Raw genomic sequence first — 22,555 nt, 5'->3', positions numbered from 1 at the left:
ATTACGCAATGGTTAGCAAAATAAATGGTAAATTATTTGCCGAAATGATTATACAAGGGGCACAAAATTTATCAAATCATGCAGATTTAGTCGATTCATTAAATGTATACCCAGTACCTGATGGAGACACAGGAACTAATATGAACTTGACTATGACATCTGGTAGAGAAGCAGTAGAAGAGAATTTATCACAACATATAGGTGAGCTAGGTAAAACATATTCTAAAGGTTTATTGATGGGCGCAAGAGGTAACTCTGGTGTAATACTTTCTCAACTATTTAGAGGTTTTAGTAAAAATTTAGAAGACAATGACGAAATCAATGCCCAACAATTTGCTGAAAGCTTTAAAGCTGGTGTAGATACAGCATATAAAGCAATTATGAAACCAGTAGAAGGTACAATCTTAACAGTAGCTAGAGATGCAGGAGATGCTGCAATGCGTAAAGCTAAAGAAACTGAAGATTGTATTGAGTTGATGACTTATATTTTAGAGCAAGCAGAAATCTCACTTGAAAACACACCCAATTTATTACCAGTTTTAAAAGAAGTAGGAGTTGTTGATAGTGGTGGTAAAGGTTTAGTAGTGGTTTACGAAGGCTTCCTAAAAGCGTTAAAAGGAGAAAAAGTATCCGCACAATCATCAAAATTAGATAAAGATTCATTGGTAAGTGAAGCACATGATTTTCATGGTGTAATTAATACCGAAGACATTGAATATGGTTATTGTACCGAAATGATGGTTCGTTTTGGTAAAAATAAAAAAACTTTCGATGAACAAGAATTTAGAGAAGATATGAGCGCATTTGGTGATTCTTTATTAGTGATTAATGATGAAGAAATAGTTAAAGTACACGTACATACTGAAAAGCCAGGTGATGTATTTAATTTTGGTCAACAATATGGTGAATTAATTAAATTAAAAGTAGAAAATATGCGTGAACAACACAGAGAAGTTGTGAAAAAAGAGCAAAACAATCAACCTGTACCTCAAAGTGATGAAAATGAAACTGTCGAAACTGCTGTAATTGCTATATCAATGGGTAATGGTGTCTCTGAGTTATTTAAATCAATGGGCGCAACACATATGATTAGTGGTGGCCAAACTATGAACCCATCGACGGAAGACATAGTGAAAATGATTGAACAATCACAATGTAAACGTGCAATTATTTTACCAAACAATAAAAATATCCTTATGGCTAGTGAACAAGCAGCTGATATTGTTGAAGCAGAAACTATTGTTATCCCAACAAAATCTATTCCTCAAGGTATTGCTGCATTATTTAACTATGATGCGTCTGATTCACTTGCTGATAATAAATCTCGTATGATTGAATCATTAGAAGCAGTTAATTCTGGTTCAGTTACTTATGCTGTTAGAGATACTAAAATAGATGGTGTTGAAATTAAAAAAGGCGCATTTATGGGCTTAGTAGAAGATAAAATTGTTACTAGTGAAGACAATGAGTTTGATACAGTTAAGAGTTTGCTTTCGCAAATGATTGAAGAAGATAGTGAAATCATAACTATGATTGTTGGGGAAGATGCAAATGAGACTGTTACTGCCGAAGTAGAAGCATGGGTAGAAGAAACTTATCCAGATATTGAGCTAGATCAACATGATGGTCAGCAACCTGTATATCAATATTTATTTTCAGTAGAATGATTGCTGGATAATCATCGATTTAAACGCATTGATATATATGTGATTGAAATTTAAGTATCGTTTTAAATTGGTTATGTTGTCAAACAATGGTTTGAATACAGTTTCTACTATAGAATGTTTATTAAATATTCTGATGTTATGAGAGCGAGAATAAGAAATCGAATTTAGTTTTGATTTCTATCTTGCTCTCGTTTTTATGTAGTAATTTAGTATAATTGTGCAAATTTATATGAATTGCGGTCAATTATATTTTAAATTAAAAAAGAACAATGCAACCAGTTTTGGTTTATAATGTTTAATGAACTTGTTATAATGAACTAGATGTTTGAGAATGTAAGCGCAACACTTTAGAAACATTAAAAACAAGAGTGGGGTATAATTATGAAATATAAAACAGTTTTCGATATAATTGGTCCAACAATGGTAGGCCCTTCATCGTCTCATACAGCGGGGGCAGTAAGAATTGGTTTGGTAGCTAGAGATTTATTTAACCAATTACCAAGTCAAGTTGATATTTATTTATATGGTTCATTTATGGAAACATATAAAGGTCATGGCACAGATGTTGCACTTGTAGGTGGTTTATTAGGCTATGATACTGACGATGATAGAATTCAAACGAGTTTAGAAGCAGCAGAAAGTGCAGGAATGAAAGTTAATTTTATAGAAATGGCTGAGGAGAGATCGCATCCCAATACAGCTATTATAAATATGCGTAACGCTGAAAAGGAGATTTCGGTGGAAGGTGTATCTATCGGTGGCGGTAAAATTGAAGTTGTTGCAATTAATGGCTTTAATATTGCGATTAGTGGAAATTACCCAGCATTACTTGTCTTCCACAAGGATACATTTGGTACGATTGGTAAAGTAGCTAATATTTTAGGAGATTCAAGTATTAATGTGGGAAGTATGCAAGTATCGAGAAAAGAAAAAGGCGATCAAGCGTTAATGACTTGTGAGTTGGACGATGCTGTAAACAAAGATATTATAGAGAAAATTAAAAACGTCGATGGTGTAGTGACGGTTTCACTCATGGGAGACGCCTAACGGAGGTATTGCATGTTTAAAAGCGTGAAAGAATTAATAGAGATGTGTGAAGCACAAAATAAGAAAATTCATGAAATCATGTTAGAACAAGAGATGGAAGTGACAGGATTATCTGAAGCTGATGTGTATGCACATATGGATAAAAATTTACAAACAATGGAAAATGCATTGGATGAAGGACTAGCGGGAGTAACATCAACGACAGGATTAACTGGTGGAGATGCTGTATTAATTAAAGAATATCTAAAAACTGGGAAATCATTATCGGGCGCAACGTTATTAGATGCAGTTAGTAAAGCAGTTGCAACAAATGAAGTCAACGCGGCTATGGGAAAAATTTGTGCAACACCGACTGCAGGATCAGCTGGTGTAGTGCCAGGTGTATTGTTTGGCTTAAAACCTAGACTTGAACCTACACGTAAAGATATGCTTAACTTTTTATTAACTTCAGGTGCGTTTGGTTTCGTTGTAGCTAACAATGCGTCAATTTCAGGTGCAGCTGGTGGTTGTCAAGCTGAGGTAGGCTCGGCAGCTGCTATGGCTGCAGGTGCAACAGTTGAACTTGCTGGAGGCACGCCGCAACAATCAGCTGAAGCCTTTGCAATTTGTTTGAAAAATATGCTAGGTTTAGTATGTGATCCAGTTGCTGGTTTAGTAGAAGTTCCTTGTGTAAAAAGAAATGCTGCAGGCGCTTCTAATGCAATCGTATCTGCGGACATGGCGTTGGCAGGTGTGACATCTAGAATACCGACAGATGAAGTGATTGAAGCAATGTATAAGATTGGCCAAACGATGCCATCTGCTTTGCGTGAAACTGGTCGTGGAGGTTTAGCTGGTACGCCTACAGGTCAGCGTCTAAAACAAGAAATATTTGGTGATTAATAATGTCAAAAGTCAATTTAATAGAAAGCCCATTTCCGTTATCTCAAATTAAAGGTTTAGGACCTAAACGTTTAGCGGTGTTAAATGAATTAAATATTTATACCGTTGAAGATTTAATCTTATATCTACCGACACGTTACGAAGATAATACTGTAATTGACTTAAATGAAGCAGAAGACCAAGCGACAGTGACAGTGGTAGGCGAAGTATATTCTACACCGACTGTCGCTTTTTTTGGTCGTAATAAATCTAAGTTAACAGTACATATAATGGTCAATAATATTGCAGTAAAGTGTACTTTTTTCAATCAGCCTTATTTGAAAAAGAAAATTGAACTACATGGGACGGTTACGGTCAAAGGTAAATGGGATAGAAGAAAGCAAGAAATTAATGGAAATAGAATGTTTTTCAATCAACAGGTTACAGAGTCCGCCCAATTCGAACCTGTGTATCGCATTAAAGAGGGTATTAAGCAAAAACCACTAAGAGATATGATACGTCAAGTATTAGATCAAGTAACTATACATGAATGGTTATCAGCAGAATTAAGAGAAAAATATAAACTAGAATCATTAGAAAATACAATTAAAGCACTTCATTTTGCAACTGATAAAGCTTCATTACTAAAAGCACGCAGAACGTATGCATTTACAGAGTTGTTTATGTTTGAACTAAGAATGCAATGGTTGAATAGGCTTGAAAAAACTTCGGATGAAGCTATTGAAGTTGATTATGATATCAATTTAGTTAAACATTTTATAGATAGTTTACCTTTTGAACTCACTGATGCACAGAAACATAGCGTTAATGAAATCTTTCGTGATTTGAAGGCTCCAATACGTATGCATCGTTTACTCCAAGGTGATGTGGGCTCAGGGAAAACTGTTGTTGCAGCTATCTGCATGTACGCCCTTAAAACTGCTGGTTTTCAATCGGCATTAATGGTACCAACTGAAATTTTAGCAGAACAGCATGCTGAAAGTTTAGTGGATATATTTGGCGACAGGATGAATGTCGCGTTATTAACCGGATCAGTTAAAGGTAAAAAAAGGCAATTATTATTAGATCAATTAAATAATAATGAAATTGATTGTTTGATTGGAACACACGCATTGATTCAGGATGATGTGAAATTTAATAATGTTGGACTTGTTATTACTGATGAACAACATCGTTTTGGTGTGAACCAACGACGACTGCTTAGAGAAAAAGGCGCTATGACAAATGTACTATTTATGACAGCCACGCCAATTCCTAGAACTTTAGCTATTTCTGTATTTGGTGAAATGGATGTTTCATCAATTAAACAGTTACCAAAAGGTAGGAAACCAATTATTACTTCATGGTCAAAACATGAAGCATATGAGAGTGTTTTGAATCAAATGACAACTGAATTAAAGAAAGGCCGTCAAGCCTATGTCATATGTCCGTTGATTGAAAGCTCTGAGCATTTAGAAGATGTCCAAAATGTGATTGAATTATATGAATCATTACAAGCTTATTATGGTAGTGACAAAGTGGGATTATTACATGGTAAAATGCATTCTGTTGAAAAAGATGAGGTTATGCAAAAATTCAGTAATCATGAAATAGATATTTTAGTTTCAACAACCGTAGTCGAGGTAGGGGTTAATGTACCAAATGCTACATTTATGATGATATATGATGCCGACCGTTTTGGATTATCTACATTACACCAGTTGAGGGGGCGTGTGGGTAGAAGTGAGCATCAAAGCCATTGTGTACTAATTGCTTCGCCAAAAACAGAAACGGGCATAGAACGCATGAATATTATGACACAAACAACAGATGGTTTTGAACTCAGTGAACGAGATCTTGAAATGAGAGGTCCCGGAGATTTCTTCGGCGTAAAACAAAGTGGTTTGCCAGATTTCTTAGTCGCAAATGTCGTCGAAGACTATAAAATGTTAGAAGTTGCTAGAGATGAAGCGGCAGAATTGATTCAAACAGGAATATTTTTTGAGTCACAATATCAAACTTTGAGATCATTTATTGAGAAGAATCTGCTGTATATGAGTTTTGATTAATAGTTGGTAAAATTAAGGCACTTACCTGTAAAATAATATGACTTTGTCATTGTTTTACAGGTAAGTGCCTTGTTTTTTATCCTAACATAATGTTGAAATTTATATGTTGGTTTTTAATTTGGTTTTAAAACGTTCGCATAATCATGTAGTTTCTGATGTTACTAGTGATAACTATTTTTTAGCTATTTCACACCAACATCGTCCCATGCTTTTTCAATTGCTTTAGCTTCTTCACTATTATTGCCATATAATTTATCTGCAGCAACAGTAAGTGCTGTTTTAGCATCTGTAAATTGAGCATTTGGTGTTAAGTATTCGGTGAGGGCAAGATAATAAATTTGTTCTGCTTTGTCTTTACCGATATCTGTGATTGTTAGATAAGCAGCCTTATTTGGTATACCACTATTAGTATGAACACCGCCATTATCTTCGCTACCTTTTTGGTATTGATCCATGTGTGCAGGTTGATTGTATTCTTCAGGGTTCTTTAAACTTCTTAGAGCATCGCCATCTTGGTCAGGCGTATAAACATCCTCGCCCATTAACCAATTATCTGGATCTACAAAATAACCAAATACATCAGAGAATGATTCGTTTAATGCTCCTGATTGATAGCTATATTCTAAGCCGGCAGTACGCTCAGTTACTGCGTGTGTTAGTTCATGAGCCACGATATCACTAGCGCCTGACAGTTCTTTAAAGGTTTGGCCGTCGCCATCACCGTATATCATATATTGGCCAGTCCATGCAGCATTATTAAAATTCTTATCGTAATTAACAATAGAATTAATAGCGCCACCATTATCATCATAGCTGTCTCTGTCAAATGTATCTAAATAATAATCATAAACTTCTTTAGCATAATAATGTGCATCAACACCAGCTCGTTGAGATTTTTTATTGAAATTTGTATTATCATTAGTAATTGGCGACATAGTGTTTGTCGTGTTATTGGCAGTTTGGGTGTCAATTGTTGCGTTTTGTGACGTATCATGTAGTGTGTATTGATTTTGTGATTGAGTTAAGTTAAGTGGTGATTTTACATCTCCATTCACACCAGTACCTTTTCCTTCAGTTGTAGCTTTTTGAAGTGTGTTTTGTTTTTTTATGATTTTACCTGTTGTAGCATCAACTTGAATCTTCCAATGTGCTACCTTAGGAGAAACATAATTTAATTCAATATTATAAACGAGTTTTTGTTTATCACTATTTATATCCAAATTGTTTTTACTGACGATATCATAACCTTTGATATTTTTAACTTCTTCCTTTGATTTACCAATGGATTTAAATGCGTTTTCTTCAGCTTGAGCAGAAGTTATTTCATTTGAATTTTTTAAATTTATGTATGGTTTGTCGATACTACCATTTATCAATTTTACGTCACCATTTTTGTTTACATGGACCTTAAGTGTACTATCACTAGAAGTGACGTCATTTATTTTAGCCTTTAATGTATAGTGTGTCACACCAGTTTTATCTGTGTTTTTCTTTGCTACTTCATATTGTTTAAAAGCATTTTTATTAAAAGCTTCATTTTTAGTTTTACTTGTATCTTTAACTAAATCTTGTGCATGTTGATTTAAATATTGTTTTACATCCGTCTCATTTTGAATAGTTGAATTATCAGCTTTTTTAAAACTTTCAGGTTGTACACTATTACTTTCCTCAGCATGAACGTTACCAGATGTAATAGCTAATATTGAACTAGCTAGTAACGTGGTAGAAAAAATTTTCCTCATAATATCCTCCTAGAAATGAATGGTATAAAAATAAATTTCTGATTATTTTAAATATATTTGAAATTTCAAATTATTTAAAATTATACGTATAGTTCATAATTAATTCAATAGGAAATATCGAAAATAATTTTTTATTTAAAATAAACAAATACAAATTATATATAACCTGTACTAAAATTTATTATATATAAACATTTAAATAATGCTGTTAACTATTTCGTCGTTGTACAATTCAAAGTGGTTCCAGTAAGCTTATTTTTAAAATAAGCTCAGAGAAGTTAAGGAATGATGAATTTTCATTGTTTACTAGCTGAAAAATTACTCTGGTCTAGGTATAATAAAGTATATTTACTTAAAAGTTACTAAATTCAAACTTAACGTATGTTTTTTGTTGAGCAATTGAAAAGGAAAGTGTTATGATATGTTAGGAGTGTTTAAGACTTGGTACTAAAAACATGGGAGTTTGAATGCGATGAAATTAAAAAAACAAGAACGGCGCGATGCAATAAAAAATGAGATAGCTAAAAATCCGTTTATTACAGATTTAGATTTAAGTAATTTGTTTTCAGTAAGCATCCAAACAATAAGGTTGGATCGTACACACTTAAATATTCCTGAGTTAAGAACGCGAATTAAATCTGTAGCTAGGAAGAACTATGAAAGTATTCGTTCTATTGAAGGTAATGAAATCATAGGTGACGTGATCAATGTAGAACCTGATCAATATGCTACTTCAATTATTAATATTGATGAAGATTCTGTTTTTACAAAAAATAAAATTGCAAGAGGCCACGTTCTATTTGCTCAAGCAAACTCTTTATGTGTAGCGCTTATACATAAACCAGTCGTATTGACAAGTGAAAGTAATGTTGCATTTACAAAACCAGTGAAATTGAACGAAACGGTACGCGCAAATGCGCAAACCATTGAAATTACAAATAAATTTTATATTATAAAAGTTGAATCGTATGTTAAAGATACGGTTGTTTTTAAAGGGACATTTAAAATGTATTATACAAGTGAGGATGAACAAAATGGTTAAATTAGCGATTGATATGATGGGTGGAGATGACGCACCTGAAATCGTTTTGGAAGCTGTTGAAATGGCGGTTAACAAATTTGAAGACTTAGAAATCATTTTATTTGGTGATGAGTCGAAATGTACACTCAAACATGACCGTGTAGAAGTACGTCATTGTACAGAATCTATAACTATGAATGACGAACCTGTCCGAGCAATTAAGCGTAAAAAAGATAGCTCAATGGTTCGTATGGCAGAAGCAGTAAAATCTGGAGAAGCAGATGGATGTGTTTCAGCAGGGAATACTGGTGCTCTAATGTCTGCTGGGTTATTTATAGTCGGTCGTATCAAAGGTGTAGAGCGTCCGGCATTAGTTGTGACGTTGCCAACAGTTTCGGGTAAAGGTTTTGTATTTATGGATGTTGGTGCAAATGCAGAAGCAAAGGCAGAACATTTATTACAATATGCTCAACTTGGTAATATTTACGCACAAAAGATTAGAGGTATTTCACAACCTTCAGTAAGTTTATTGAATATTGGTACTGAAGCTGCCAAAGGTAATACATTGACTAAGAAAGCTTATCATTTGATGGAAACGCAAAATGACTTTCATTTTACAGGTAATGTGGAAGCTAAAGGGTTGATGAATGACGCCGCAGATGTTGTAGTGACTGATGGCTATACTGGTAATATGATTTTGAAAAATTTAGAAGGTGTAGCTAAAGCGATGGGCAAAATGTTTAAGTCAACACTTTTAAGCAGCTTGAAAAATAAAGTTGCAGCACTAATTTTAAAAAAAGACCTAAAAGGATTAATGACGAAAATGGATTATGCTGAGTATGGTGGATCTGTATTATTAGGACTGAACGGCACAGTTGTAAAAGCGCATGGTAGTTCTAGTGCTAAAGCATTTTATTCAGCAATTCGTCAGGCGAAAATTGCCGGTGAACAAAAAATTGTTGAAACTATGAAAGAAACGGTGGGAACACAAGATGAGTAAAACAGCGATTATATTTCCAGGCCAAGGCTCACAAAAAGTTGGTATGGCAAATGATTTATATGAACATGACGAAGTAGCAACATCAATTCTAAATCAAGCACAACAAGCTTTAGATTTTGATATCTTAGAAACAATGTTTACAGATAGCGAAGAAAAACTTGGCCAAACTGAAAATACACAACCCGCTTTATTAACCCATAGCATCGCTTTATTAAATGCGTTAAATGATTTGAATGCAGATTACACAATGGGGCATAGCTTGGGCGAGTATGCGAGTTTAGTCGCTAGTAAAGTGTTGAAATTTGAAGACGCAGTAAAGATTGTAAGAAAACGCGGTCAACTTATGGCTGAAGCTTTCCCAAATGGTGTGGGAAGCATGGCAGCTGTATTAGGCTTGGACTACGATGAAGTTGATGCAATATGTAAGCAATTATCAACTGAAGAGGAAATTGTTGAACCAGCAAATATCAATTCTCCTGGACAAATCGTTGTTTCAGGTCACAAAACGTTAATTGATCAATTAGTAGCTGAAGGTAAATCATTAGGGGCTAAACGCGTATTACCATTAGCAGTATCAGGCCCGTTCCATTCATCTATGATGCAAGTAATCAAAGACGATTTTGCATCATTTATTGATCAGTTCGAATGGCAAGATGCTCAATTTCCTGTGGTACAAAATGTACATGCCAAAGGTGAAACTGATGCAAACGTCATTAAAGCAAATATGATAGAACAATTATATTCACCTGTTCAATTCATAGATTCAACGCAGTGGTTAATTGAACAAGGTGTGGATCACTTTATTGAAATTGGCCCTGGCAAAGTACTATCAGGTTTAATTAAGAAAATTAACAGAGATGTAAAAGTAACTTCAATTCAAACACTAGAAGATGTGAAAGGTTGGAATGAAAATGACTAAAAGCGCGTTAGTAACAGGAGCATCAAGAGGTATTGGACGCAGTATTGCTATCCAATTAGCAGAAGAAGGTTATAATGTCGCAGTAAATTATGCCGGTAATAAAGAAAAAGCTGATGCTGTCGTAGAAGAAATCAAAGCTAAAGGTGTTGAAAGTTTTGCTATTCAAGCAAATGTAGCAAATGGCGATGAAGTCAAAGCGATGATTAAAGAAGTAGTTAGTCAATTTGGCTCAGTAGATGTACTTGTAAATAATGCAGGTATTACACGTGATAATTTATTGATGAGAATGAAAGAGCAAGAGTGGGATGATGTAATTGATACAAACTTAAAAGGTGTCTTTAATTGTATACAAAAAGTAACACCACAAATGTTAAGACAAAAAGGCGGCTCTATCATTAATTTATCGAGCGTTGTTGGTGCAGTTGGTAATCCAGGTCAAGCTAACTATGTCGCGACAAAAGCAGGTGTTATCGGATTAACTAAGTCAGCTGCAAAAGAATTAGCATCTAGACACATTACTGTTAATGCTGTTGCGCCAGGGTTTATCGTTTCAGATATGACAGATGCTTTAAGTGACGAACTTAAAGCACAAATGTTAGAACAAATCCCATTAGCTGAATTTGGTGAAGATTCTGATATTGCTCATACTGTAGTATTTTTAGCTTCTGAAAAAGCTAAATATATTACAGGTCAAACAATTCATGTCAATGGTGGCATGTATATGTAACCTATGAGCTATTCAATTGTTCACAAATCGTTGTTCATTTGAACATGATAATAGTATTTCTAGAGTAATACTATGAATTACTACTTGTATTTCAATTGATAAAATGGGAAAATATAAAAGTCTGTAAGTAGACTTTTAAAAGGAGGTGAATCGACGTGGAAAACTTTGACAAAGTAAAAGATATTATTGTTGACCGTTTAGGTGTTGACGCTGAAAAAGTTACTAAAGATGCATCTTTTAAAGATGATTTAGGCGCTGACTCACTAGATATCGCTGAATTAGTAATGGAATTAGAAGACGAATTTGGCACTGAAATTCCAGATGAAGAAGCTGAAAAAATCAACACAGTTGGTGACGCGGTTAACTTTATCAATAGTATTCAAAAATAATAAGCAAATATCTGAGTCGTATTAAAAACGGCTCAGATTTTTTTGTTTGAAAAACATCTATATTTAAATCATAGATTATTTAGTTAAATGGTTAACACGAATTGATTACACACTAGTTGTAAAGCGTTACAAACTTATATATGAGAAACAGTTTTTTCTTTAGTTTTATTGAACTTTCACGTAGAATAAAAGCGTATACAGTATTTTTAGCATCTAGTTGTTTTTATCTGAGGAGGAAAGAGATTGACCAATCATAAAAAGAAAGAAATGGTTCAAGCATTCCAAAAAAAGTTTGCCCAAAAAATGCAAGAATTAGATTTGAATTTTAATCAAGTCGATTTATATCAACAGGCATTTTCGCATTCTAGTTTTATAAATGATTTTAATATGGATCGCTTAGATCACAATGAAAGATTAGAATTTTTAGGAGATGCGGTATTAGAATTGACGGTTTCACGCTATTTATTTGATAAATATCCAGAATTGCCTGAAGGTAATTTAACAAAAATGCGTGCAACAATTGTATGTGAGCCATCACTTGTAATATTTGCGAAAAAAATTCAATTGAATGAATTAATTTTATTAGGAAAAGGTGAAGAAAAAACAGGAGGTAGAACTCGCCCTTCACTAGTTTCGGATGCTTTTGAAGCATTTGTAGGTGCGCTATATTTAGATCAAGGCGTAGAGGCAGTATGGAAATTCTCTGAGAAGATTATATTCCCTTATGTAGAAGATGATGAATTAGATGGGGTTGTAGATTTTAAAACACAATTTCAAGAGTTTGTGCACAGACAAAACCAAGGCGATGTGACTTATCGACTCATCAATGAAGAAGGACCAGCACATCATCGATTGTTTACTTCTGAAGTTATTTTAGAAGATAAAGCCGTAGCAGAGGGTAAAGGAAAAACTAAAAAAGAATCAGAACAAAAAGCTGCTGAACAAGCATACAAAAAATTGAAAAATAAGTGAATATAGCAAATGCATTTTTATAATAAGTATTATATTGATAGGATTAATTCTAAAAATATTGTTTATTAAGCAATGCATAAGCTTAAAGGTTAATGTAAAAGTGTTTCTAAATTGATATAAGAGAAGGAACACCTTGAAGGAGAATAGCATGGTTTATTTAAAATCTATAGATGCCTTTGGTTTTAAATCTTTTGCTGAGCATACAAACGTTCAGTTTGATGAAGGAGTAACAGCAATAGTTGGACCAAACGGTAGTGGGAAAAGTAATATCACTGATGCAATAAAATGGGTGTTAGGTGAGCAATCAGCTAAATCTTTACGTGGTGCAAAAATGGAAGATATTATTTTTTCAGGTGCAGAACATCGTAAAGCTCAGAATTATGCAGAAGTAAAATTAAAGTTAGATAATAGTGCAGGCAAGTTACAGGTGGAAGCTACTGAATTAACAGTGACTCGTCGTTTGTATAGAAGTGGCGAAAGTGAATACTACCTGAACAATGATAGAGCAAGGTTAAAAGATATCCTGGACTTATTCTTAGATTCAGGTTTAGGAAAAGAAGCGTTTAGTATTATATCACAAGGTCGTGTAGATGAAATTTTAAATGCAAAGCCCATCGACAGAAGACAAATTTTAGAAGAGTCTGCAGGAGTGTTGAAATATAAAAAGAGAAAAGCGACTTCAGTACAAAAATTAGATCAAACTGAAGATAATCTTTCACGCGTAGAAGACATTTTATATGACTTAGAGGGTCGAGTTGAACCGTTACGAGAAGAGGCTGCAATTGCCAAAGAATATAAACACCTTTCAAAGGAAATGGAAAAGAGTGACGTGCTAGTAACGGTCTACGATATTGAACAATATAACAATAACATCCATGAGCTAGACGAAAAGTTAAATTATTTAAAAAGTCAACAATCAACAAAAGACGGCGAAAAAGTACAACATACACAATCACTTAATAAGTTTAAAGCTGAAAGAAAACAATTAGATGAACGCATCGAAACTTTAAATTATCAGCTCGTTAAAGCTACAGAAGAAGTTGAAAAATATACAGGTCAATTAAATGTATTAGAAGAACGTAAAAAGAACCAATCTAAAACAAACGCAAGGTTTGAAGAGGAACAAGAAAGTCTCTTGAATCAAACTGCTACATTAAAGCAAGAGAAAGTTGATACACAAGCAGAGATAGACCGACTCAAATCACAACAAAAAGAATTAAACGAAAAAATACAACATTTTGAATCTCAACTTTATGTAACGGATGATCAACACGATGAAAAGCTAGAAGGAATTAAAGATGAGTATTATCAGTTGATGTCTGAACAATCAGATGTGAATAATGACATACGCTTTTTAGAGCATACTATACAAGAGAACGAATCTAAACAATCACGCTTAGATTCAAGACTAATTGAAGCATTTGAACAATTGAAACAAATTCAACATGATATTAACGAAGTTGAAAAAAATAGTACAACAGCACAGAAAGATTTAAAAAAAGCAGAGCAGCAACTTAATGAGTATGAACACAAATTAACAGAACTTAAACAACAACGTAGTGAATATGAAGAGAAATTACATCAGGCTTATCGGTTTAATGAAAAACTCAAATCTCGTATAGATAGTGCTGCGACACAGCAAGAAGAATATAGCTATTTTTTTAATGGAGTTAAACATATATTAAAAGCAAAAAATAATCAGTTAACAGGGATTCGAGGTGCTGTAGCAGAAGTTATCCAAGTACCTTCAGGTTTAACTAAAGCCATTGAAACAGCTTTAGGCGCCTCTTTACAACATGTTATTGTTGATTCTGAAAAAGATGGACGACAAGCGATTCAATACCTTAAACAACATGGTTTAGGTAGAGCAACATTCTTACCATTAAATGTTATTCAGCCGCGTCAAATCGCTAGTGATATATTGGCAACAGCTCAAGAAGCGGAAGGTTTCGTTAATATTGCCTCCCAAGCAATCCAAGTTGAAGCGGATTATCAAAATGTCGTACAAAATTTATTAGGTAATACAATTGTCGTTGATGAGTTAAAAAATGCTAACGAACTAGCTCGAAAAATTAGATACCGTACACGGATTGTTACATTAGATGGTGACATAGTTAACCCTGGTGGTTCTATGACCGGTGGAGGTGAACGGAAATCGAAAAGTATTTTAGCTCAAAAAGATGAACTTGCTAAAATGCGTGCACAATTAGAAGATTATCAAAAGCAAACTGTTCAATTTGAAAAGCAATTTCAAGAAATTAAAGAAAAAGCGGATCATATTAGTGAAAAGTACTTCGAAACAAGTCAAATTTATAATTCAGTGAAACAAAAACTTCATGATTATGAGTTAGAATTGGATAGACTACGTAAAAGTGAAGCACATTTAAAAGATGAACATGAAGAATTTGAATTTGAAAAAAATGACGGATATCAAAGTACAACAAGCAAGAAAACCTTAAATGATAAAAAACAAAAATTAGCTGAAATTAAAGCTCAATTACAAAAATTAGAAGAAGATATTGATCTTTATACAAAATTATCTAAAGAAGGTAAAGAAAGTACAACACAAATCCAACAACAGTTACACCAAAAGCAGTCGGATTTAGCAGTAGTGAAAGAAAGATTAAACGCACAAAAGCAAACTTACACAAGAATTACTAAACAACTCTCATCTGTTGCTAGTCAACAGGAAAAATTAGATGATCAAATAAAGTTATTTAATTCTGATGAAATGACTGGTGAAAAAGCTTTTGACACAATTCAAAGTAATATTGAGCAAAGTAAAAATGCTAAAGCTCAATTATCACAAGACATCGAAGAAGTGAAATCGCGTAGATTAGAATTAAATGATAAAATTGAAGAAACAGAGCAAATGTTACAAGAAGCAAATCAAGATATTCTATCTATTGAAAATCGCTACCAAGACATTAAATCTGAGCAATCACGTTTAGATGTACTGATAAATTATGCAATCAATCACTTGAATGATACTTATCATATGACTTATGAACGTGCGAGTGAGTTATACGAATTAGATGAGGATATTGAAGCATTGCGTAAAAAAGTCAAGTTAACAAAAATGTCTATTGAAGAATTAGGGCATGTTAATTTAAATGCGATTGAACAATTTGAAGAAGTCAACGAACGTTATACATTTTTAGATGAGCAGCGTGCTGATTTAAGGGCAGCTAAAGCAACATTAGAACAACTTATAGAAGAAATGGATCAAGAAGTAAAAGACCGTTTTAAAGAGACTTTCCATGCTGTACAAGGTCATTTTGCTGAAGTGTTTAAATCACTTTTTGGTGGTGGACAAGCAGAATTACGTTTAACGGATGACGATTACTTAACTGCAGGAGTAGACATCATTGTTCAACCTCCAGGCAAAAAGTTGCAACACTTGTCTTTATTAAGTGGTGGAGAACGTGCACTAAGTGCAATTGCTCTATTATTTGCAATATTAAAAGTAAGATCAGCACCATTTGTTATATTAGATGAAGTAGAAGCTGCATTGGATGAAGCAAATGTTATTAGGTATGCACAATATCTTAAATCTTTATCAGATCAAACACAATTTATTGTGATTACTCACCGCAAAGGGACGATGGAATTTTCAGACCGATTATATGGTGTAACAATGCAAGAATCTGGTGTATCCAAATTAGTGAGTGTTAATTTAAATACGATTGATGAAGTTATTAAGGAGGAACAAGCATGAGCTTTTTCAAACGATTAAAGGATAAATTTTCCAGTACCTCAGAAGAACCAAAGCAACAAGAAGACCTAGAGCAATTACCTGAGGACCCTCAAAAAGAGATAGATGAGTCTCAAGATGAACAACCAGCCAAAAAGCCAAAAAAATTAAAAGAAGCAGATTTTGATGATGATGGCTTAATATCTATAGAAGACTTTGAAGAAATCGAAGCACAACAATTAGGTGCGAAATTCAGAGCAGGATTAGAAAAATCTCGTGAAAACTTCCAAGCTCAACTTAACAATTTAATTGCACGTTATCGTAAAGTTGATGAAGAATTCTTCGAAGCTTTAGAAGAAATGCTTATTACAGCTGATGTTGGATTTAACACGGTAATGCAATTAGTTGAAGAATTGCGTGAAGAAGCTCAACGTCGCAATATTTCAGAAACAGAAGATTTGCGTGAAGTTATAGTAGAAAAAATAGTAGAAATTTATCACCAAAATGATGATAATTCAGAAGTGATGAATATAGAAAATGAAGGCCTTAATGTCATATTGATGGTAGGTGTTAATGGTGTTGGTAAAACAACAACAATTGGTAAATTAGCCCACCGTTATCAAGCAGAAGGTAAGAAAGTAATGTTAGCGGCAGGGGATACATTCAGAGCGGGCGCGATCCAACAACTTAAAGTTTGGGGAGAGCGTGTTGGAGTTGAAGTAATGAGCCAGAGTGAAGGTTCAGATCCAGCTGCAGTAATGTATGACGCAATAAATGCTGCGAAAAGTAAGGATGTAGATATTCTTATTTGTGATACAGCAGGACGTTTACAAAACAAATCTAATTTAATGAATGAATTAGAAAAAGTGAAACGTGTCATAGGACGCGCTATTCCAGAAGCACCTCATGAAGTATTACTGTGCTTAGATGCAACTACAGGTCAAAACGCATTGTCACAAGCGAAATCATTTAAAGAAGTTACTAATGTAACAGGTATCGTACTTACGAAACTAGATGGTACTGCCAAAGGTGGTATTGTGTTAGCAATACGTAATGAATTACACATACCTGTGAAATATGTAGGTTTAGGCGAAAAATTAGATGATTTACAACCATTCAATCCAGAAAGTTATGTTTATGGACTATTTGCTGATATGATTGAACAAAATGTAGATGAAAATGAAGTGCCTAATGAAAACGCAGAAGAAATAGAAGGTCACTCAGATGAGTCAAAATGATTTAATTAAAACGATTCGTATGAATTATTTGTTTGACTTTTATCAAGCGTTACTCACTCAGAAACAAAGAAATTATCTAGAATTATTCTATTTACAGGACTATTCTTTAAGTGAGATAGCTGATACATTTGATGTGAGTCGACAAGCAGTGTATGATAACATAAGAAGAACTGGCGATTTAGTTGAAGATTATGAAACAAAATTAGGTTTATACCGTAATTTTGAACAGAGACAAAAACTATATGAACAAATTAAACAGCATGTTAATGATCCAGAAAAAATACAACAATATATTCAAGCACTAGAAGATTTAGATTAGAGAACATAAAGGAGGTATTTGATATGGCATTTGAAGGATTGTCCGATCGTTTGCAAGGAACGATGCAAAAAATCCGTGGTAAAGGTAAAGTCACAGAAGCTGATATTAAATTAATGATGCGTGAAGTTAGATTAGCATTATTAGAAGCAGATGTTAACTTTAAAGTCGTTAAGGATTTTATCAAAACTGTATCAGATAGAGCATTAGGTTCAGATGTAATGAAATCATTAACACCTGGACAACAAGTAATTAAAATAGTGCAAGAAGAACTGACTCAATTAATGGGTGGGGAAAATTCAACCATCACAATGGCTAATAAACCACCAACAGTTGTAATGATGGTTGGTTTACAAGGTGCAGGTAAAACAACAACTGCAGGTAAATTAGCACTACTAATGCGTAAAAAATATAATAAAAAACCATTGCTTGTTGCAGCAGATATATACCGTCCAGCTGCAATTGATCAATTACAAACTGTAGGTAAACAAATTGATATACCTGTATACAGTGAAGGTGATCAAGTAAAGCCACAACAAATAGTTGAAAATGCTATTAATCATGCTAAAGATGAACATTTAGACTTTGTAATCATTGATACAGCAGGTCGTTTACATGTCGATGAGGCTTTAATGGAAGAGTTGACAGACGTCAAAGAAATTACAAAACCAAATGAAATTATGCTGGTTGTTGATGCGATGACGGGTCAAGACGCTGTTAATGTAGCGCAATCATTTGATGAGCAACTAGACGTTTCAGGTGTGACATTAACGAAACTAGATGGAGATACTCGTGGTGGTGCTGCATTATCCATTAGATCTGTAACTCAAAAACCAATTAAATTTGTAGGTATGAGTGAAAAGCTAGATGGCTTAGAACCATTCCATCCTGAACGTATGGCTTCACGTATCCTCGGTATGGGAGATGTATTAAGTTTAATTGAAAAGGCACAACAAGATGTTGATGAAGATAAAGCGAAAGATTTAGAGAAAAAAATGCGTACTTCATCGTTTACGCTTGAAGATTTCTTAGAACAATTAGACCAAGTTAAAAATCTAGGACCACTTGATGATATTATGAAAATGATACCAGGTATGAACAAGATGAAAGGCATGGATAAATTGAATATGGACGAAAAGCAAATCGATCATATTAAGGCAATTATTCAGTCTATGACACCAAGTGAACGTAATGAACCTGAGACATTGAATGTGTCTCGTAAAAAACGTATCGCTAAGGGTTCTGGTCGTTCAGTTCAAGAAATAAATAGATTAATGAAACAATTTAATGATATGAAGAAAATGATGAAACAATTTTCCGGTGGCGGAAAAGGTAAAAAAGGTAAACGTAAGCAAATGGAAAATATGATGAATGGTATGAACTTACCATTTTAAAAGGTGTTTCTTAAATAGATTAATCTAACAATAATTTAAAAAGTAGTAATCCTCATCGAAAGTGTGGATTACTACTTTTTTGCGCTAGCTTTAAAACGTAGACAAACCTTAGGAGAACTATGGCACTAAACCCCTAAAGTGGGAACTTAATAAAAATACTATGTTCTAGGCGGCTAATTCCCTGTATTTTATAGGGGCTAAGTAGCCTAGTTTTTGTTGAATTCGATTACTATTATAGTTTTTAATGCAATTTTCGACAATATCTATTATCAATTGATTTATTCAATACAATAACAGAACCACTGTTTAATTTTTATATACTAAAATCTTTTAAGTATAATTTGGGCAGTGAATTGCGCTAACTCTTGTGGGAAGATCACTATCCGAAGACTACAAGCTAAGGCAGTGTCCACGGAAAGCGAGCACAAAAAACTGCCAACAAAATCGGAGGCTTTATCGATAGTAGAAAACCAACTGTATGACGGCGATTTTGTTTATAACAAACGTTTGTTTTGAGGAGAAGACACTGATAAATAATTATTAATGAATATCGATATTTTCCCTGAATGTTTTGCCTTCATATTCAGTTCGGTATAAACCACGTTTTTGTAATTCAGGTATGATATCATCGACGAAATCTTGTAAACTATTGGGGAATACTGGAGGCATTAAATTAAAACCATCCGCAACTCCCTCATTAAACCAATGTTCCATTTCATCCACAATATCTTTTGGTGTCCCAATAAGTGTTAAATGTCCGCCACCTGCACTTAAATAACCTAATAATTCTCGTAATGTTGGATTTTTATCTTTGATAATTTCTAATACAGTTTGATAACGTCCTTTGGGCCCATTAAAAGATTCTACGGGAGGTAACGATGGTACAAGTTCATCTAAATCCCAATCATGACAATCTTGACGAATAAAAAACTCTAATTGATTTAAAGCTGTATCAACTTCTAAAGATTCATCGAGTTGTTGTTTTTTTGCATAAGCTTCTTCATATGATTGTCCAACATATGTTACTAAACCAGGGAATACTTTTAAGCTATTTTCGGATTTTCCTTGTTGTATTAATTTGTGGTTTAATTTCTTTTTAAAATTGTTTGCTTGATCAAAGTTCCAAGCCACAGCATAGACTGCATCTGCGTATTTAGTTGCCAATTCGATACCAGGATCCGATGCACCGGCTTGCATTGCAACAGGTTTTCCTTGGGGGCTACTTGGTGTAGTCAATGGTCCCTGAACACTGAAATGTGAACCTTTGTGATTGATAGGATTGATTGCAGAATTATTAATTAAATTATTGTCTTCTTTATTATGTAAAAAATCATCAACACTCCAAGATTCAAGTAATTGATTCATCACTTGAGCAAATTCATCTGCTTTTTTATAGCGTTCTTCGTGTTCGGGCAAGTGGTCCATACCATGGTTCTCAGCTTCCAAATCTGTCATTGAAGTTACTAAATTCCAACCAGCGCGACCTTGACTAATGTGGTCAACACTTAATAATTGTCTAGCGGCTGTAAAAGGGTTAGAAAATGTACTAGATATAGTAGCGACTAGTCCAACATGTTGAGTAACTTGTGATATAGCTGTTAAATTAACTAGGGGATCGAACCAAAATGCAGGCATATCACTTTTAGAATTAGCTGGAAATGATTGGTTGTCAGCAAAAAATATAGCATCAAATAAGCCTTGTTCTGCAATTTTTGCTAACGACTGATAATATGTAATATCACCAATACGTTCAATGCTTGAATGAGGCATGCGCCATGCAGCTTGATGGTGACCACATCCATAGATGAGTACACCGATGTTTAGATGTTGTGATTGTGTCATAGAATAATTAGTCCTCCTTATTAATTCATTGTTAAGCCGCCGTCCACTGTAAAGTTCTGACCTGTAATGCCATCAGATTGATCCGATACGAGATATGCAACCATATTAGCTACATCTTGTGGTGCGGTAACATTTTTAATAGGTGTTGTTTGAGCAATTAAATCAAAGACCTCAGTTGATGTAGTTGCACTTGCGTCGGTTGTTTTTAATAAACCACCAGATACTACGTTTGATGTGATACCATATTGACCTAATTCGGCAGCCAAATTACGTGAAAATCCAATTAATCCCGCTTTAGCTGTTGTATATTCATGATAAGGGACAACAGGGTTTTGAAATAAATTCGTGCCTATTGAGATAATCTTACCTTTTTTTCTTTGAATGAATTGAGGTATAACGCTTTGACATACATTGAAAGCTGCTTTTAATGTACCATCAATTTGTTGCTGGTAATCATCCCATGAAAGATCTGCAAATGCTTTTTGTTGAACAGGATCAAATTTAAATCCAACTAATGCATTATTAATTACAACATCTATCTGACCAAAATATTGTGTAGCTTCATCAACTAATCTGTCAATTTCATTTCGTTTTGTCACATTTGCTTGTATAGCGATTGCTTGTCGAGTTCCAATTTCATCAACAAGCTTTTGTGCAGCATGTTCACTATTATGATAGTTTATTACAACGTTATGACCATGCTGAGCTAGTGTTTTTACTATGACTGCACCTAATCCACGGCTACTGCCAGTTACTATTACGTTTTTTTTCATTATATACACCCCTTAATTTTCAATAAAAAAATACACAACCCTTCCGAAAGAAAGTTGTGTATTAGAAATAGCAATATATGTATAAAAAGTGCTTCAAAAAGCTTTTGAAATATGCTAGACTTCACACTTTCCTCCGCTAGTTCAAACTAGATCAGGTTCAAAGGGTTTGAGTCAGACTCATCTCAGTTAGAAACACCCCTAGTGCATTTGGTTATTTAATTTAACTTCAATGTATATTTTTTAGTAGTTAATGTCAAGTTTAGGATGATTTAAGATTTTATACAATATCATTTTGAGATGAAGAAAAGAAATTTGAAGAATATTGAAATTGGTAAAGAAGAAACTCTTTACAAAGTTGGATATTACTGTTATCATTATTTCTTGTAGAAAATAAAAACTATGAAAATTAAAGGAGCGAATATAAATGGCAGTTAAATTACGTTTAACACGTTTAGGTTCAAAAAGAAATCCATTCTATCGTATCGTAGCAGCTGATGCTCGTGCACCACGTGACGGTCGTAATATCGAACAAATCGGTACTTACAACCCTAACAATGTAAATGCACCAGAAGTTAAAATCGACGAAGAATTAGCACTTAAATGGTTAAAAGATGGTGCGAAACCAACTGATACAGTTCATAACATTTTATCAAGAGAAGGTATCTTGAAAAAATTTGATGAGCAAAAATAATTTTTAACCTAATATACATTCTGTATATTTGTAAGAGTACCTCAAGAGGTACTCTTTTTTTATTGAGAAATATCAAATAAAATTCAACAATAATGAAAAACGGCGATATATCATAGAACCTTTATTTTTTAAATATAATGAGTCACAGTGATCGAACTTACATGTTATAATGAGCTAATAAAATAGCGAATAT

General features: G+C 33.8%; 18 protein-coding genes, 1 pseudogene and 1 riboswitch. Of the genes and pseudogenes, 15 read left to right on the top strand and 4 right to left on the bottom strand.

Annotated elements, in window-relative coordinates; all coding sequences use genetic code 11:
* The first annotated feature begins 8 nt into the window (after positions 1 to 8).
* From fakA to recG, 4 genes are all read left to right on the top strand, one after another.
* Positions 9 to 1,667: a fatty acid kinase catalytic subunit FakA gene (gene fakA, locus ACW5YJ_RS09855; protein ID WP_457338126.1), complete on the top strand. Its 1,659-nt coding sequence runs from the start codon at positions 9 to 11 to the stop codon at positions 1,665 to 1,667.
* 381 nt (positions 1,668 to 2,048) lie between these two features.
* On the top strand, positions 2,049 to 2,714 hold the full coding sequence (sdaAB, locus tag ACW5YJ_RS09850) for an L-serine ammonia-lyase, iron-sulfur-dependent subunit beta (protein ID WP_017724259.1): 666 nt from the start codon (positions 2,049 to 2,051) through the stop codon (positions 2,712 to 2,714).
* Positions 2,715 to 2,726: 12 nt separating this feature from the next.
* Complete coding sequence (gene sdaAA, locus ACW5YJ_RS09845) at positions 2,727 to 3,596, top strand: L-serine ammonia-lyase, iron-sulfur-dependent, subunit alpha (protein ID WP_017724260.1); 870 nt, start codon at positions 2,727 to 2,729, stop codon at positions 3,594 to 3,596.
* 2 nt (positions 3,597 to 3,598) lie between these two features.
* Positions 3,599 to 5,644, top strand: a complete 2,046-nt coding sequence (gene recG, locus ACW5YJ_RS09840; RefSeq protein ID WP_457338125.1) for an ATP-dependent DNA helicase RecG — start codon at positions 3,599 to 3,601, stop codon at positions 5,642 to 5,644.
* A 182-nt stretch (positions 5,645 to 5,826) separates the two neighbouring features.
* Here the strand turns inward: recG and ACW5YJ_RS09835 are convergent, their stop codons facing one another.
* Positions 5,827 to 7,386 carry a M4 family metallopeptidase gene (locus ACW5YJ_RS09835; RefSeq protein ID WP_107551772.1) on the bottom strand — a complete coding sequence of 520 codons (1,560 nt, stop codon included), beginning with the start codon at positions 7,384 to 7,386 and terminating at the stop codon, positions 5,827 to 5,829.
* A gap of 472 nt (positions 7,387 to 7,858) precedes the next feature.
* Between ACW5YJ_RS09835 and fapR the strand changes: the two genes are divergently transcribed.
* From fapR to ffh, 10 genes are all read left to right on the top strand, one after another.
* Positions 7,859 to 8,428, top strand: a complete 570-nt coding sequence (gene fapR, locus ACW5YJ_RS09830) for a transcription factor FapR (protein ID WP_017724263.1) — start codon at positions 7,859 to 7,861, stop codon at positions 8,426 to 8,428.
* On the top strand, positions 8,421 to 9,407 hold the full coding sequence (gene plsX, locus ACW5YJ_RS09825; protein WP_135092394.1) for a phosphate acyltransferase PlsX: 987 nt from the start codon (positions 8,421 to 8,423) through the stop codon (positions 9,405 to 9,407). Before fapR ends, plsX begins: the two co-directional genes overlap by 8 nt.
* Complete coding sequence (gene fabD / locus ACW5YJ_RS09820) at positions 9,400 to 10,326, top strand: ACP S-malonyltransferase (protein WP_457338124.1); 927 nt, start codon at positions 9,400 to 9,402, stop codon at positions 10,324 to 10,326. The genes plsX and fabD overlap by 8 nt, the downstream gene beginning before the upstream one ends.
* Complete coding sequence (fabG, locus tag ACW5YJ_RS09815) at positions 10,319 to 11,053, top strand: 3-oxoacyl-[acyl-carrier-protein] reductase (RefSeq protein ID WP_457338123.1); 735 nt, start codon at positions 10,319 to 10,321, stop codon at positions 11,051 to 11,053. The genes fabD and fabG overlap by 8 nt, the downstream gene beginning before the upstream one ends.
* A gap of 155 nt (positions 11,054 to 11,208) precedes the next feature.
* Positions 11,209 to 11,442 carry an acyl carrier protein gene (locus ACW5YJ_RS09810; RefSeq protein WP_017724267.1) on the top strand — a complete coding sequence of 78 codons (234 nt, stop codon included), beginning with the start codon at positions 11,209 to 11,211 and terminating at the stop codon, positions 11,440 to 11,442.
* Between the two features lie 267 nt (positions 11,443 to 11,709).
* Positions 11,710 to 12,414 carry a ribonuclease III gene (gene rnc / locus ACW5YJ_RS09805; protein WP_371094549.1) on the top strand — a complete coding sequence of 235 codons (705 nt, stop codon included), beginning with the start codon at positions 11,710 to 11,712 and terminating at the stop codon, positions 12,412 to 12,414.
* Between the two features lie 148 nt (positions 12,415 to 12,562).
* A complete protein-coding gene (smc, locus tag ACW5YJ_RS09800) occupies positions 12,563 to 16,132 on the top strand; it encodes a chromosome segregation protein SMC (protein ID WP_457338122.1) in 3,570 nt (1,189 codons plus the stop codon).
* Positions 16,129 to 17,346, top strand: coding sequence for a signal recognition particle-docking protein FtsY (ftsY, locus tag ACW5YJ_RS09795; RefSeq protein WP_457338121.1), 1,218 nt, complete (start codon positions 16,129 to 16,131; stop codon positions 17,344 to 17,346). Before smc ends, ftsY begins: the two co-directional genes overlap by 4 nt.
* Entirely contained in the window at positions 17,333 to 17,665 is a 333-nt protein-coding gene (locus ACW5YJ_RS09790; protein ID WP_017724271.1) for a putative DNA-binding protein, read from the top strand. The genes ftsY and ACW5YJ_RS09790 overlap by 14 nt, the downstream gene beginning before the upstream one ends.
* 23 nt (positions 17,666 to 17,688) lie before the next feature.
* Positions 17,689 to 19,056: a signal recognition particle protein gene (gene ffh, locus ACW5YJ_RS09785; protein ID WP_017724272.1), complete on the top strand. Its 1,368-nt coding sequence runs from the start codon at positions 17,689 to 17,691 to the stop codon at positions 19,054 to 19,056.
* A gap of 165 nt (positions 19,057 to 19,221) precedes the next feature.
* Here the strand turns inward: ffh and ACW5YJ_RS09780 are convergent.
* The 3 genes and pseudogenes from ACW5YJ_RS09780 to ACW5YJ_RS09770 form a co-directional block, all read right to left on the bottom strand.
* A pseudogene (locus ACW5YJ_RS09780) lies at positions 19,222 to 19,335 on the bottom strand (IS3 family transposase); the annotation flags it as partial.
* 261 nt (positions 19,336 to 19,596) lie between these two features.
* Positions 19,597 to 20,898 (bottom strand): LLM class flavin-dependent oxidoreductase, encoded by a 1,302-nt coding sequence (locus ACW5YJ_RS09775; protein WP_457338120.1) that lies wholly within the window; start codon positions 20,896 to 20,898, stop codon positions 19,597 to 19,599.
* A 20-nt stretch (positions 20,899 to 20,918) separates the two neighbouring features.
* Positions 20,919 to 21,671: a 3-oxoacyl-ACP reductase gene (locus ACW5YJ_RS09770; protein ID WP_017724274.1), complete on the bottom strand. Its 753-nt coding sequence runs from the start codon at positions 21,669 to 21,671 to the stop codon at positions 20,919 to 20,921.
* Between the two features lie 111 nt (positions 21,672 to 21,782).
* Positions 21,783 to 21,881, bottom strand: a riboswitch (TPP riboswitch).
* Between the two features lie 214 nt (positions 21,882 to 22,095).
* Between ACW5YJ_RS09770 and rpsP the strand changes: the two genes are divergently transcribed.
* Positions 22,096 to 22,362: a 30S ribosomal protein S16 gene (rpsP, locus tag ACW5YJ_RS09765; protein WP_017724275.1), complete on the top strand. Its 267-nt coding sequence runs from the start codon at positions 22,096 to 22,098 to the stop codon at positions 22,360 to 22,362.
* The last annotated feature ends 193 nt before the right edge of the window (positions 22,363 to 22,555 follow it).

This window comes from Staphylococcus sp. mip270_02 (genome assembly GCF_054031535.1).
Note: the sequence above shows the minus strand (reverse complement) of the source record. Positions and strands in the feature narration are given on the sequence as shown.